This window comes from Hymenobacter elongatus (genome assembly GCF_004745955.1).
In the GTDB taxonomy this organism is placed as follows: domain Bacteria; phylum Bacteroidota; class Bacteroidia; order Cytophagales; family Hymenobacteraceae; genus Hymenobacter; species Hymenobacter elongatus.
This window is the reverse complement of record NZ_SRLD01000018.1, coordinates 59,376-74,217: the sequence shown is the minus strand read 5'-3', so window position 1 is coordinate 74,217 and position 14,842 is coordinate 59,376. Positions and strand designations below refer to the sequence as shown.

7 protein-coding genes are annotated in these 14,842 nt (G+C 58.5%); 3 read left to right on the top strand and 4 right to left on the bottom strand.

What is annotated here, in order from left to right:
• The first annotated feature begins 121 nt into the window (after positions 1 to 121).
• Both E5J99_RS10720 and E5J99_RS10715 read left to right on the top strand, forming a co-directional pair.
• Entirely contained in the window at positions 122 to 1,540 is a 1,419-nt protein-coding gene (locus E5J99_RS10720) for a T9SS type A sorting domain-containing protein (protein WP_135497736.1), read from the top strand.
• A 146-nt stretch (positions 1,541 to 1,686) separates the two neighbouring features.
• On the top strand, positions 1,687 to 2,982 hold the full coding sequence (locus E5J99_RS10715) for a sugar MFS transporter (RefSeq protein ID WP_135497734.1): 1,296 nt from the start codon (positions 1,687 to 1,689) through the stop codon (positions 2,980 to 2,982).
• A gap of 66 nt (positions 2,983 to 3,048) precedes the next feature.
• Here the strand turns inward: E5J99_RS10715 and galK are convergent, their stop codons facing one another.
• On the bottom strand, positions 3,049 to 4,200 hold the full coding sequence (gene galK / locus E5J99_RS10710) for a galactokinase (protein ID WP_135497732.1): 1,152 nt from the start codon (positions 4,198 to 4,200) through the stop codon (positions 3,049 to 3,051).
• 611 nt (positions 4,201 to 4,811) lie between these two features.
• Between galK and E5J99_RS10705 the strand changes: the two genes are divergently transcribed.
• Complete coding sequence (locus E5J99_RS10705; protein ID WP_167852074.1) at positions 4,812 to 6,410, top strand: family 43 glycosylhydrolase; 1,599 nt, start codon at positions 4,812 to 4,814, stop codon at positions 6,408 to 6,410.
• An 80-nt stretch (positions 6,411 to 6,490) separates the two neighbouring features.
• Here E5J99_RS10705 and E5J99_RS10700 read toward each other — a convergent pair whose 3' ends face one another.
• From E5J99_RS10700 to E5J99_RS10690, 3 genes are all read right to left on the bottom strand, one after another.
• Positions 6,491 to 8,995, bottom strand: coding sequence for a DUF5686 and carboxypeptidase-like regulatory domain-containing protein (locus tag E5J99_RS10700; protein WP_135497728.1), 2,505 nt, complete (start codon positions 8,993 to 8,995; stop codon positions 6,491 to 6,493).
• Between the two features lie 339 nt (positions 8,996 to 9,334).
• Positions 9,335 to 10,300: an NAD(P)/FAD-dependent oxidoreductase gene (locus tag E5J99_RS10695; protein ID WP_135497726.1), complete on the bottom strand. Its 966-nt coding sequence runs from the start codon at positions 10,298 to 10,300 to the stop codon at positions 9,335 to 9,337.
• Positions 10,301 to 10,596: 296 nt separating this feature from the next.
• Positions 10,597 to 14,583 carry a beta strand repeat-containing protein gene (locus E5J99_RS10690; RefSeq protein ID WP_135497725.1) on the bottom strand — a complete coding sequence of 1,329 codons (3,987 nt, stop codon included), beginning with the start codon at positions 14,581 to 14,583 and terminating at the stop codon, positions 10,597 to 10,599.
• Positions 14,584 to 14,842 lie beyond the last annotated feature (259 nt).

The window sequence follows — 14,842 nt, the reverse complement described above, 5'->3', positions numbered from 1 at the left end:
CTGTGGCCCGCCGGCACCACCCCTGGGGCCGGCGGGCTCGCAGTACCGCTACCCTGACCGCCAACCGGCCCCGCGCCGGCCAGTATCTTCTTCTTCATTCCCACCTTTTACTCCCTTTTATATGCTGCCATCTTTTACAAAATCCCTTTTACTGGCAGGCGCGCTGCTCACGCTGGGCCACGCGGCCGTAGCCCAAGTGCTCTACGAAAATTTCGAGAATACCCGGCGCGTGTCGTACTCGTTTACCAGCGGCGTGTTTACCCAGAACGCGGCCAACCCGGCCACCAACACCGTGAACAGCAGCTCCACGGTGGGCCGCTACGTGCGCAATACCGCCGAGCAGTTCGATGTTATCGTCATCAATCCGCAGGCGCCACGCCTGGCTGATGCCTCGCCCTACCTGGCCGGCACCAAGAAAATCAGCCTGAAGGTGTACAGCCCCGCGGCCGGCCGCGCCATGCAGATTGTGGTGCAGAACAAAGCCAAATCGGCCACGGGCTACCCCAACGGCAACCTGGGCGGCACTTTCAATGCCACCACCACCGTGGCCAACGCCTGGGAAACGCTCACCTTTACCTACACGGCCGGCGGCCCCGGCGCTTTCGACCCCACCGTATTGCCCACCGAAGCCGACCAATTGGTGCTGCTCATCGAGCCGGCCACCAACAGCGGCGCAACCTACTTCCTCGACGATATCATGGGCCCCGAGCTGGCCGCTAATGCCCCGGTGGTCGATCAGCTGTACGAGAACTTCGAAAACGTGCGCCTGCTGAACTACGTGCTCAAGAAAAGCAGTGGCGGCCTCAACAGCGACACGCTGAACAACTCGGTTTCGGCGGCCAATAACAGCGCCCGCGTGGGCCGCTACACCCGCAGCAACCAGCAGTTCGACGTGCTGGTGGTGCGCCCCAAGCGGCGCCCCGCCGACGTATCGGCCTACCTGACCAACGCCAAGCAGATGACCATGAAGGTGTTCAGCCCGGGCCCCGGCATCCCGTTCCAGATTACGATGCAGGACTCGACCCGCGCCGGGGCTACCAACTACCCCGCCGGCCGCCACTCGGAATACGTCGCCACCACCACCGCTACCAATGCCTGGGAAACGCTGGTGTTCAACAACGTAGGCCGCCCCGATGCCACGATTTCCTCGACTTCGGTAAACGAGCTGGTGCTGCTCATCGCGCCCAACACCACCACGCCCCGCCGCTTTTACATTGATGAGTGGTACGGCCCCACGCTGCTGACCACCACGCCGACCACCGCAGCGCGGCCTGCCGGGGTCGAGCTGGCCGCCAGCTGGCCCAACCCGGCTACCGACTACACCAACATCAGCTTCGCGCTGGCGAAGCCTACCACCGTTTCGCTGGCCGTGTACGATGCCCAGGGCCGCCGCGTAGCCGTGCTGCTCGATACCCAGGTCCGCCTCACCGGCGAGCATACCGTGGCCCTGCCCACGGCCAACCTAGCCGCTGGCCTCTACCACTACCGCCTGGAAGTGGCCGGCCGCGCCGTGAGCCGCGCCTTCAGCATCACGCATTAAGCTCTTTTGGCGAATACTACGGCCTGCTTGCTCACGTAGCAAGCACCGTGTAGAGGCTGGTTTCGCGAAGGTTAGGAGCGCGGGCCAGCCTCTTTTTGTATTATAGTGCTCCCAAACAGCTTTTCTCTTTCGCCCTTCTTGTCCTTATGGCTCTTATTTCCTCCCAACCCCGCAGCAATTCTGACTCGGCCCCGGCCGAAGGTGGCCTGTCGCCTGCCTACACCTCGGCCCTGGCGTCGCTGACGGTGCTGTTCTTCATGATGGGTTTTATCACCTGTCTGAATGACATCCTGATACCCTACCTGAAGGGCCTTTTCACGCTGAGCTATGCCAAGGTGAACCTGGTGAACTTCTGCTTTTTTGGGGCTTACCTGGTGATGGGCGTGCCGGCTGGGCAGCTCGTGAAGCGCCTGGGCTATAAGCGGGGCATGCTGGTCGGCTTTCTCATTGCCGCGCTGGGCTGCCTGCTGTTCTACCCGGCCGCCGAAAGCCGCACGTTCGGCTTGTTTTTGGGGGCGCTGTTCGTGCTGGCCACCGGCATCGTGACACTGCAGGTAGCCGGCAATCCGTACGTGTCTATTCTGGGGCCGGCCCACACCGCCTCGTCCCGCCTCACGCTCACTCAGGCTTTCAACTCCCTGGCTACTACCATCGCGCCGTTTCTGGGCTCGGTGCTGATCCTGTCGCACCTGCCCGACCTGAAGACCCTTTCGCCGGCCCAGGCCGCCAGCCTCGACGTTACGTCGGTACAGTACCTGTATTTGGCTATTGCTGCGGTGCTGGTGTTTATTAGCATCGTCCTCAGCTTCCTGAAATTGCCCCACATTGCCCACGAGCCCGCCCCGGCCGGCGATACGCAACGGGCCTGGCACTATCGACACTTGTTGTTGGGCCTGGTCGGTATTTTCACCTACGTAGGAGCCGAGGTGGCCATTGGCTCGCACATCGTGAGCTACCTCAACCAGCCGGAAGTAATGAACATGCCCACGCAGGACGCGGGCGTACAGGTCGCCTTTTACTGGGGCGGCGCTATGGTAGGCCGCTTTCTGGGTATCGGAGTTCTGCGGAAGCTCAAGCCCGGACTGGTGCTGGCCTTCAATGCCATTGGAGCCATTGTGCTGGTGCTTATTTCCGTCAATACCTCCGGCTCGGTGGCCATGTGGAGCCTGCTGGCCGTTGGCTTGATGAACTCAATCATGTTCCCGGTTATTTTCACGCTGGCCGTCGATGGGCTGGGTCGCCACACCGAAGATGCTTCGGGGTTGCTGTCGGCTGCCATCGTGGGTGGCGCCATCATCCCGCCCCTGTTTGGCCTCATCGCCGACAGCCAGAGCGGCGGCGGCGGCGTGCATGCGTTGCGGCTGGCCTTCATCCTGCCCGTGCTGTGTTACGTCTACATCGTCTGGTACGGCCTGCGCGGTAGCCGGCGCGTCGCCGCCTAACGGTCGTAGCTACCACCACTTCCGCGCCGCCCGCTGACTCATACTCGGCAGGCGGCGCGACTTTTTTTAGGGTATCAGGCCCACGCCATCTACTATAATGGCTTCGTAGGTTGCTAGCGGCAGGCCCAGTCGCTCCCGATACGAGGCTTGCATATGCTGCACGAAATGCGCTACATGCTCGGCCGCCACCAGATTGATGGTACAGCCGCCGAAACCACCGCCCATCATGCGGGCCCCGTATACGCCTGGCGTTGTCTGGGCAATTTTTACCAGCTCGTCCAGCTCCAGGCAGCTCACTTCGTAGTCGTCGCGCAGGCCGGCGTGGGAGGCGTAGAGCAGGCGGCCTACCGCCGCCAGGTCGCCCTGCGCCAGGTGGCGGCAGGTTTCCTCGACTCGCTGGTTTTCCTCCAGCACGTAGCGGCAGCGCTTGTATAGGAGCGGCCCCAGCTCGGTTTGGTGGGCCAGCAGCTGCGGAAGCGTCACATCACGCAAGGTATTGATTGCCGGGTAGTGCTGGCGCAGAATAGCCACGCCCTGCTCGCACTCCTGGCGGCGGGTGTTGTACTCCGAGCTGGCCAAGGCATGCTTCACCCCCGAGTTGCAGAGCACAATGCGGCACACGCTGGTGTCGAAGGGAAAATACTCGTAGTCCAGGGAACGGCAATCGAGCCGTACTACCTGGCCGGCCCGCCCAAAGACGCTGGCAAACTGATCCATGAGCCCGCAGAGCACCTTGGCATACTCGTGCTCGGCGGCCTGGCCCATCTGGGCAATTTCCAGGGGCTGCAGGTGAGCTTGTAGCAGCGTGTTGAGGGCAAAGAGCATTCCGCACTCCACCGCTGCCGACGACGAGAGTCCGGCTCCGGCCGGCACGGTGCCGCCAAACACGCAGTCGAAGCCCGGCACGACGAGGCCCCGCCGCTGTAGCTGGGCCACCACGCCCAGCGGATAGTTGGCCCACTGCGTGTCGCTGGGCTGCACGGCATCTGCGGCCACCTGAAACGACTCGTTCAGGTCGTAGGCTACGAGACGAATAGTGTTGTCCTGATTCAAGGCCACCGCGAAATACATTTCCTTATCGATGGCCGCTGGCAACACGTAGCCGCCATTGTAGTCGGTGTGCTCTCCAATCAGGTTAATGCGCCCCGGAGCCCGCACCAGCAACGGCTCGGTGCTGAAGCGCTGACGGAAGGCAGTAGCAATGTCGTGGGCTAGCATAAGGGGGAGGTAGAAGGTGCGTAGAACAAGATACCCAAAGCGAATTGGCGCAGATCGGCTACATCTTTTGCGAAGGCAACCATACTGTAGCCAACGAGTGGTACGTGCTGCGAGCAGCATAGGCTCACGCTGGTCAGGGGCTTGCCGCCATCCTGTTCATAATTACCAGTTATTGTTCTATATCAGGAATTGTCAAAGACAGTGGGGCTTTCTTGTTAAATTCATAATTATTATATAATTTTACTGTCATTGTAGTCGAATTTGCGGTTGAACTTTGACAAGGGGCGGTAATTTTTATTGCTCGCTAATACTGCTTTTAGCGTGTGTCACAGTAGTTTATTAGGCATAGTCAACTTGTAGAAAAAGGTGGCAGTTCAGTCCTAAGCACAACAGTAATTGCTTTTGAGCCGCAGTAAAAAAAATACACTTGCTTGAGCCAGAAAAATAGTATCTTCCATCTGTTGACATAGAGGGTTCTTTACAATTCTGCCTTTGCTCACTTTTCTGGAATAGGTCTCCATACGCCTAATAGCTCGCGCCAAATTTTAGTAGTGGTCCTGCTTTCAGCCGCTGAAAACCTCCGTACGCTTCCCACCATTTTTCCTCCTATTGTGTCGTTCGACTTCGAAAGCGGACTTTCGCACGCGTTGGTCCCCACGCCCGATTCCTCGTCTGCTGGCAGTAGCGCCACGCCGGTCACGGCTCTGCCGACCGTGGCCCCGCTGGTAGAAACTGCGCCAGCGCGCCACTACGCTAATATTGTGTTGCCCGGCGACTTCCCCGACCCTACCATTGCCAAAATAGGCGACACGTACTGGGCCAGTGCCACCTCGGCGGAGTGGGGACCGGTGTTTCCGCTATTCAAGTCCGACAACCTAGTGGACTGGGAACTGGTGAGCCACGTGTTTCCCGCGCAGCTCCCCGGTTGGGCCGACGCCAATTTCTGGGCTCCGGAAATCTTCCATGAGAACGGAAAAACCTTCATCTATTACACGGCCCGCCAAAAGGGCGGCCCACTGTGCGTAGCCGTGGCCAGCGCCGACGACCCCGCCGGCCCTTACCTCGACCACGGGCCGCTGGTAGGCCAGCCGCTAGGCTCCATCGACGGCTTTCCGGTGCGCGATGAGCACGGCGACTTGTATTTGGTCTGGAAAGAGGATGGCAACAGCCGCAACCTGCCCACGCCCATCTGGGCCCAGCGCATCGATGAAGAGCGTCTCGCTTTGGTGGATGCGCCGGTAGAGCTGTTCCGCAACACTGAGAAGTGGGAAGGCTGCCTGGTCGAAGGCTCGGCCATCGTCCGGCACAACGGCTATTTCTACATGTTCTACGCGGGCAATGGCTGCTGTGGCAAATGCTGCAACTATGCTACTGGCGTCGCTCGGGCCAGCAGCTTGCTTGGTACGTGGGAGAAGTGCCCACAAAACCCGGTTTTGGACAAAAACAAAACCTGGAAATGCCCCGGCCACGGCACCGTAGCCGAATATGAGGGCCGGTGGTTTTTGCTGCACCACGCCTACTATACTGACAGCCACGAGTTCGTGGGCCGCCAGGGCATCCTGAGCGAGTTCACCTGGAATGCGGAAGGCTGGCCCGAATTTCCGGGTAAAAGCCCCCAGGCAGCCCCGCTGCCCAATCTGAGCGTGCTGAATGTAACCGATAATTTCACGGGTAGTCAGTTGGCTGCTACCTGGCAGTGGCCGGTGGGCGAGCAGCCCGAAGTGGGGGTGAGCGACGGCCAACTGCTGCTTACGGCGGCGGCGGCAGGGCTAGGAGCCATGGTGGCCCAACGCACCTTCGCGGCGACCTACACCGCCACTACGGTTCTGGATTTTGCCCGTCTTCCACCCGGTACGCTAGCCGGCATCGGCGCTATCGGCGACCAGGCGAATGCCCTGGCACTACTAGCCGGTACCCAAAGCCTGCAACTCTGGCACGTGAAAGGCGGGGTGCAGCAGTGCCTCACCAAGGTAGCACTGCCCGACAGCCCACAGCTTTGGCTGCGCCTGGAGGTATGGGGTGGTCAGCGCTACCGCTTCTGCTACAGCACCAATGGCAGCAGCTGGCTACCAATGCCCACCGAAACCTTTGCCATCAACGGCACTTACCTGCCGCCCTGGGACCGGGGCATTCGGGTGGCTCTGCTTGCGCAAGGCAATTCGGCGTATACAGTAGCCTTCAATCACTTTTCGTTGCGCAATAAGCGGTAGCAGTAACCATTATAATACTCCCCCATGAAGCAGAATCCCCGGCAGCGAAATGTTGCCGGGGATTCTGCTTGATGGGGGAGTTAGAGTTTGAATTGCAGGCTAAGCTTTACGCCGAAGTTACGGGCCTCAGGAGCGTCGCGGTAGGTGAGCCGGTGCAGAAAATCTACCCGAGCCACTTTAAAGATGTTTTCTACTCCGTACCCAACCTCCGTGTACGGACCATGATCCAGGGCCTGGAAGGAGGGGAGTGGCTCGCCGGTAGTGGGGTCGGTGGGCGGCGTCAGGTGGCGGTTGGCGCTGCTCACGCCGCCATACAGAATATTGCCGGTAGCCAGCAAACGCCAGTTGAGCTTGCGCAGCAGCGGCACGCTGTTCAACAGCAAGCCTTCAAAATGGTCTTCCAGCCGCAACGACACATACCGGTCGCTGACAAATTCAAAGTAGCGCATTAAGTTAAAAGCCGAGCCATTATAAAATGGCGACTGATTGCCCATGTGGGTCTTCAGGATGGGGTAGGGCACCGTGCTTGGAATATAGCCGGCTTCGAAGCGGTAGTCGGTGCGCCCGAAGATGCCCATCTGCACACTCTGAGTAGAGATGAAGGCAAACTTGTGATACTTAAAATCACTGCCAAACAGATGGTTGGCACCCAGCGTGTAGCGAAATACGAACACCGGCCACCGCATTAGTCCGATAGCGCGTCGCCGGTTTTCGGCTTCTACCAGCACTTCATCGTGGGCGTAGCGCGACTCCAGAATCAGCTCGGAAAGCGTGAAGTTGGCGGCCGTAGGCGCGCCGGGCGACTGACGCTCAGTGTTGTAATACGCGAAGTTATAGAGCGGCGTAAAGCGCTGGTGCCGCAGCGTAATCTTTTGGGTGAATCCGCGCACGATGTCGGTCTGCAACGACAAGCCCGAAACGTCCCGCATCAGGGGCCGGCTGCGGCGGATGCGGCCAATCCGGGCCGCCGCGTCGAACAACGGATTTTCCTGCCCAAAATCGTTGTCGAGCAAGGCTACCTGGTCCAGGTCGTGGCGATACTCCATGCTCGCTACCGTCCAGTGCTGCCGCTCCAGAATGCGGTTTACCCGCGCCCCGTACTTAAAGCGTCCGTCGCGGAAGCCATAGGCCACATACGTTCTGATGAGCCAATCGCGGCTCAATTCCGGCGTAGTCCGAAAGCCGAAACGCAGGCGGTGTCCCTCAATATCATTGAAGCCATACGTAGCCAGAATAGGCCCCAGATCGACGGGGCCGACCCGCTTGTAGCCGTTGATGAGAATCTCGGCCAGATCGAGCACCGACCGCACGCTGGGCAGCTCCCGCACCGAGTCGAGCACGGCCAGCGTAACCTGGTCGGCCGCGCTGAGCGAGTCAGGCCGGTTTTTATCGAAAAAGTCTTTCGGAATCTGATTGGCATTGAGGGCCGTTTCCACCGGGCGGTCATAAAAAGCCGGGTCCCGCAGGTGGTTGCGCTCAAAGTTGGAGTTGACGGTGTTGAAGCGTACCACCATTCCGGCCTGCTTGTCGGCGGGCTTCACCCCAATAGCTACCCGCACGCGGGTTGGCAGCCCCGGCCCCTGCTCCGGGGGCGTCATTTCCTGAAATATGTGCAGCTCGCTGACAAAGTTGATATTGGCCTCCGGACTCTTGGTGAGGTCCAGCTTGCGCAACGCATAGGTATCAGCCGTAATCCAGATGGTGCCCACGAAGGCCAGATCCTGGGCGCGGCGCGGCGTCACGGCCAGTTGGTAGCACCAGTCTGTGCCGATATACAGGGAATCCTGTAGCTCGTAGTCGTAGGCCAGCCGCCAGCCATCGGCAATGGGCGAAACGAAGTCTTTGCCCAGAATATTCTGCCAGTTGGTGTAGAAGTTGTAATCCTGAAACGAAGAGCCTAGAATCTGGGAAAGCACGGAGCCTTCGCGCGGTCCCAGGCCCCGCATCTGGCGGCGGCTGATTTCTTCGCGCCGCCGCACCGGCTGGTTTTGTACGTAGAACCGGGAAAGTATTTCGGAGGCAAAAATGGGCAAGGCTTTGGCGCTGCTGGCCGAAGTACCCTTGCTCATCGTGTCGGCCAGGGCCAGCATGTCGCGCACCATTTTGCGTTTAGCCAGGCGCTCCGGTAAATCGGTGAGCGTCGTCTGGATGCGGTTATAGCTGTCAAATTCGAAAGCCTTCAGCGTCCGTTTGTCGTTCTGGGGTTTGTGGGTTTGTACCCGCCGCAGAATAACGTAGGCCGGATTCTCGACGGGCCTGACCACCACTTCGCCCAGCGACACGGCCCCGGAGCGCAGCGCGAAGTTCACAACCTGCGCCGGCTGCTTGCCAACCACTTTCTTGAGCGCGCTAAATCCCAACGCCGAAGCGGCCAGCGTATCGATGGGTTGGGCAAGGGAAAGCTGGTAACGGCCCTCGGCGTCGGCGGTGATGCCGATGGTGGTGCCCGGCACGAACAACGAGGCAAAAGGCACCGGCTGGCCCGTACCGGCTTCGGTAATCCGGCCCGTAAACACCATACGCTGCGCCTGAGACGGCAAGACTACGGCTAACAACAAGATTAGCAGCGCGTAAGTGTTCTTCATAGGGTACTCTGCGGCCGTAAGAAATAAGATGTTTGGAGCACCCGGAGAGTCGGCACGATACAGTGCAGCCCAGAAAACGCCCAGTAGTACTAGTTAGCGACAAACTGCTGGCTCACGAAATCTGAAAGCGAGTCTTTGTCAAAACCTGTGCTTAAGATAAGGATTCCGCAGCTTACGTCCAGACCAAATTGGTGAGTGGCGCTACTTTAAGTAAGACCGGACAAGCCAGCAGACAGTTCCATGACACGGAAACTTGCTGGTACCGCGCCAGTGGCTACACCCGCCTGGTAGGGTAGCCTGTACGCAAGGCATGGGAGCTCCTGAAGCGCACCAGGGTTTCTACTTAGGGCACTCCTCCCGCGTGAGCGTTTCGTGAATGGCAATAGCGGCCTGGGTTCCCTCGGCGGCGGCCAACAGGGCTTTCTGGGGGCCCGGGGTAGTGTCGCCGGCCGCATATACACCGCCGACGCTGGTCTGGGCTTGCTTGTTTATCCAGACTGCACCTTTGCTGGTGAGGCGACAGCCGAGTTGTTCGGCCAGCGAGGAGCGCTGGTGCTGGTGCGGGTGAACGAATAGCGCGTGACGCGCCAGCTTTTCTCCGTTCTCAAACACGATATGACGCAACTCCCCATTGGGCTTGCCCTCCAGGTGGCTCACGGGCTCTTCATAGATGCGTACTTTTTGCTGGCGCAGGCGCCGCCGAGCGTTAGCGCTGAGGTTGCCGGGACCGTCGGTACAGACCACCACATCGGTGGTCCAGCGGCTGATCAGTAGCGCCAGACCCGTCACAATCTTGCCGCGCCCATACACGGCCAGGGCCTGGTTCCGGACTTCCCAGCCATGGCAGTAGGGGCAGTGTAATACGCCTCGGCCCCATAAGTCGCGCATGCCGGGCACCGGTGGCAGCTCATCTTCCACACCCGTGGCCAGCAGCACTTTGCGGGCCGTGGTAGTGAACGTGCGCCCCGATTCTCCTTCCGCCTCCAGCTCGAAAAAGTTGCCCTCAGCCACTATCTGGGTTACTTGGGCTACGCGCACTTCTACCGTGTCGTAGGGCCGGAGCTGCTCATGCCCGAGTCGGAGTAGTTCGGCTGGCTTCACGCCGTCGCGGGTGAAAAAGCTCTGCACGGCGGGCGAAGGGGCATTGCGCGGCGGGCCACCGGCGCACACCAGCACCCGGCGCAAACACCGCCCCAGCGTCAAAGCGGCACTGAGGCCCGCGCTTCCGGCGCCAATGATGACGACGTCATACTCGGTGGTGGGCTGAGTGCAGGCCCGGTGGCGGGGGATAGATGCGTGTGGCATAACGGAAGCAGGGTAGGAACATCTATACCTCAAAATGAGCGCTACGGTTAGCCCTTTAGCATTCCTTCTACTGAAGCTGCCCCAGGAAGTCGTTCAGAACCTACCAGACGGTCAGGCTGCGTAAGGTCGAAGCATCGCTACTGCTCCGTCAGCGCTGTTCTACGAGGCGGTAGCGATGCTTCGACCTTGCGCAGCCTGACGCTCTTTTGACTTTTTGAACATCTTCACTGACTATCGGGTAATAAAAAAAGCCTCTCCCGTTCAGGAGAGGCTTTTTTGCAGGAAGTAGGAGCTCCTTAGTTTTTCACCAGGCGCTTCGTGATTTTCACGTTGCTACCGCGAACTACTACCAAGTAAGAGCCTGAAGCCAGCGTCTGCACGTTAAGAGAGTGCGGCACACCGCCAGCGTACGTGTCCGTGCGCAAGGTGCGGCCCATCATATCCACAATCGATACCTGGTAGCTGCCAACTGGCAACGTCGTCAGGTCGAGCTTAGTGTCGGTATCGGCTACGGTTGGGTTCGGATAAAGCGTAGCGTCAGCTACTTTCTCACCCGTGAAGAGCAGCGTCCGCACTGGGCCGGCTTCGTTTACGGTGCCGTCGGTGTCAATCTGCTTCAACCGGTAGTACACGGTGCCGGTGTGCTTCGCGCCGATACCAGCATCGGTGAAACCGTAGGTACGACCCTGGGCACTCGTGCCCGCACCTTTTATGGTGGCAATCTGGGTGAAAGCCTGTTCGCCGGTAGAGCGCTCCAATACGAAGCGGTCGTTGTTTTTCTCCGAAGCAGTAGCCCAGGTGAGCTGACCGTTCTGGCCCACGGCGCGGGCTTCAAACGTCACCAGCTCCACGGGTAGCGGCTGGTTGTTGATGACGGCAATAATACCCGAGAACTCCGAAGTATTTCCTACTGCCAGGCCATTGACGGTAGCGGGCACGGTAGCCGTGGCCGTTAGGCGGTTGGCTACGAGTGCCGCACGCTGTGTAGCGTTGACTGGGATAGAGAAAACGAAGCGGTTGACCCCGGTTTCCGAGCCATGGTTCAGATCGGTGCGGCCCCCGGTATAGCTAGACAAGCGCGTGTCGGTGTCACCCGCCGAGCCTTCGGTAGCATTGAAGAGGTAGGTAGCTCCTTCGCCGAAGCTGGTTGGGTCGGCGCTGGCGACGAAGAACTCGATGAGTACCCCGGCCTTAGCAAAGCCCGACACCACCAGGTTGCCGCCGGCCGTGATGGTGGCCTGCGTGAAGACGGGGAAGTTGAGCATGCTGTTGGCGCCGGAAGCAGCCGTCTTGCCATCGGCGTTCAGCGAAACCCCGTCGCCGGTAGCCGTGCCGTTCGACGAAAGGTCGATGCCCAGGTTGCCGGTTACACCGCTGCCGTTGTTGCTGCCGGTATTGTTCTGGGTCAGGCGGTTGCCCGAAGTACCCGACATGGCCACGATGCCGTCGCCGGAGTTGCCGGTGACGGTGTTGTCGCTGATCAGGTTATTATTACCCGTGATGATGGCAATGCCCGCATCGTTGGTAGTGACGGTACCCGCACCGTTGTCCATAATGGTGTTACCGCTGATGGTATTGGTGCTGTTGGCACCCGAAAGCAGCACGATGCCGTAGCCGGCATTGCTGCCAATAGTGTTGCCCGTGATGGTATTCGTAGACGCATCGGCCAAAATAACGCCAGCCCCGTCCGAGTTGATGAAGTTGAAGTTAGCCCCGTTGGTCAGGGCCGTGCGCAGAATGTTGTTGCTCACCGTAACCCCTGTGGCGTTATCCTGCAGACGTACGCCAGCGGCGAAGTTAGCCGTAGCAGTGATGTCCGTTACAACAGAGCCAGTAATATTGGCACCGCTGAACGTAACTGCGGCCCCATCGGCGGCCACTGCCGGGCCAGCGGCGTTAGCAGGCGTGTTGAGGCTGTTACCCAACGCGTTGCTGAGCGCAACCGAAGCAATACGTGTGTTGGCACCGAAAGAAATTAAGCCAGCGTAGCGGTTGAAGTCAATGGCAACCTCGGCGCCTGTGCTCGTGGCCGATACGAGGGCATCTTCGCCTGTACGGTTTGATTGCAGCTTGCCGTCGATGACGGTATTATCGTCAAATATTGGAGTGAAGGGAGCATTGAGAGTGATAGTAAACACACCCGTTATGGCGCTGTAGCCGGTGGCGGCAAAACCAATGCCCCGCAACCCATTGGTAGCCGTTACACCATCATTCATCATGAAGATGGCGTGTTCCTTGCCAGCCGTTAATCCTTCCTGCGCGAGGTTGGTATTTGCCAGGGAACTGCTGTTTAGAATAAATTGCCTCAAGGAGCCTTGGCCGGTCGCGTTGGTATTGGTAACCAAGTCAAAGTTATAGCCAAAATCAACGTTTATCAGCGCCCCCGAGGCAGGGGTGGTAACTGTAGTCAAGGACTGAAGGATAGTGGTTGTTGACTGCGCCTGCAACGTGGCAACTGATGCATTGCTGTTGTTTGGTCCTATATCGACTTGGTTAGGGTTGGCACCTCCAACTTGGTTGGTGTTACCGTTGATGAAGGTTTGAACGCCTAATACGCCACCCGCGAATGGGTTGGGACGAGCACTGAAAACAAGGCTATTGACTACCCGCACCTGATAAGTGGTTCCCGTTCCTAAAGCTGCACCACCTGCACCAGTGGTGAACTCATAGTTGCCACTGGCATCAGTAGTAGTAGAGTTTAGAAAACCACCACCACCACCGTAGAGCTCTACGCGCGCACTGGGTAAGCCTTGGCCGTTGCTGGTAGCCTGGCTGCGGCCAAGGTCACCGCCGTAGTTCATGTCTTCAAACACAGTCCCCTGAATAGCAACGCTGAAGCGTATTGGTGTACCGGAAGGCGTGTCGGCATTGGGCGAAAGCGGCAGCGCCGCAGAGTTGGTCGATTGGTCAGCGGCTAACAGGTTGCCGGGAGGAATAACATCACCGTTGGTAAGCTGAATGTGGCCCTGGTTGCTAGTGCCGCTGGTAGTAGAGGCATACGCGTTGTTAAGGCTCGCCGCAGTTGGAGTACCTGGGTTATTAGGGAATGTTACCCGCACCGTGAGGTCGATCAGGGCACTCTGGCCCGCCGTCAACGACTGGTTAGTGGTTAGCAAATCAGCATTGACGCCCTGGCCGGTGAAGGCGTTGCTGAAGGCCAGCGTTGGTGGAACTCCGACATTGGCAGCGAAGTTGGTAACAACGCCCGACACCAGTGTAACGGTCGAAGAGGTTGGGAAGGTAGTATTGACGGCGTTGCCGCGCAGGAAGTCAGATACCTGCACGTTGGTGGCAGTGGAAGTGCCCGTATTTTTTACCCGGATGGCAAACCGTACGTCAAACTGCCGGGCCGTCCCAGTTGCTGTTACACTGGTTAGATCTTTCACCACATCAATTCGCTCGCTGGGGTTAATGCAACTGGCACCGTCGCTGTTAGGAGCGGCGTCAACGGTGCTGATCAGCGTAGCGTCGCCCGTAGCGATATCAATGGAGTAGATACCGCCCGCATTGGAATAAGTATACAGGTTGCCCGCGACATCGAAGAAGTTGGAGCCTACTACGGTAGTGTTTGCACCCGATTTTACAGTGGAGAATACGGCTCGCTCAACCCCCTGAGCATTGGTGACAACATTAATCTTGAACAGATCTTCCAAGAAGCTGGATCCGTAGAAAGTGTCGTTGATGGGGCTGTAGGCAATGTCCGTGAAATCTACGCCTACAGTAGCGCCGTTGGTATCAACCACTGGCAGCTCGTCGTGCGAAGTAAGTACGGTGGCGAAGTTGGACAGCTTCAACCGGAAGAAGGTGTTCAGAAACTGGCCGGCACTCTGGCGAGTGGTCAGGTAAAAGTTTCCTTGCCTGTCGATAGTACCCGAGTTGTACTGCGCTACAGGTAAGTTGGTGATACCCAACTCCCGAATGCCGCTTCTGCCAATACGGTACAGCCGTATACCAGCTGGGTCAGGAGTACCGTTATCAGCAGGATACGACAGGGCGTAGAGGTAACTATCCTGGGGGTTGTAGGCCAAGGCGTTCAGCACTACACCCAAGTTGCCGGTGGTATTGGTGCCCCCAAACGTGAAAACATTAGTAGTGTACACCGCAGTGCTGCGGTTTACTACGTACAGCGCCGAGAAAGCCGTGGGACCAGTTCCGATCTGGCGAATCTGGTAGAAAGTGCCGTCACAGGAGAAAGCCGGTCCTTCCGCTTGGGCTTGAGCCCTGTTGGGGAGGAAGGTCAGCCAGAGTAACAGCAGAGCTGTCAGGCGTAGAACTGTTGACATAGGAAATGTTATGAAAAGAGCAGAAAAAATTCTAAAAGGGGGTGAAGTGCGGCTTGCGCATACTAATCAATATGCAAACTTACTCCGCATAACTTAATTATGCGTTATTTTTTCGCTGAACATTTACCGGTTCTCGCTGAACGACAGCTAATTTTGTCTGAACGCTCGCAGAATTTGATTGCGCCTAACGGACACATTCTCTTCGAATAATCTGGCTTCCGCGCCTTGTTTGACCAAACAGTGGTGCTGACTCAGAACT

Excerpts from the sequence above, each read along its gene's own strand:
- E5J99_RS10720 (WP_135497736.1), top strand. The coding sequence starts at position 122 with ATGCTGCCATCTTTTACAAAATCCCTTTTACTGGCAGGCGCGCTGCTC.
- E5J99_RS10715 (WP_135497734.1), top strand. The coding sequence starts at position 1,687 with ATGGCTCTTATTTCCTCCCAACCCCGCAGCAATTCTGACTCGGCCCCG.
- galK (WP_135497732.1), bottom strand. The coding sequence starts at position 4,200 with ATGCTAGCCCACGACATTGCTACTGCCTTCCGTCAGCGCTTCAGCACC.
- E5J99_RS10700 (WP_135497728.1), bottom strand. The coding sequence starts at position 8,995 with ATGAAGAACACTTACGCGCTGCTAATCTTGTTGTTAGCCGTAGTCTTG.
- E5J99_RS10695 (WP_135497726.1), bottom strand. The coding sequence starts at position 10,300 with ATGCCACACGCATCTATCCCCCGCCACCGGGCCTGCACTCAGCCCACC.
- E5J99_RS10690 (WP_135497725.1), bottom strand. The coding sequence starts at position 14,583 with ATGTCAACAGTTCTACGCCTGACAGCTCTGCTGTTACTCTGGCTGACC.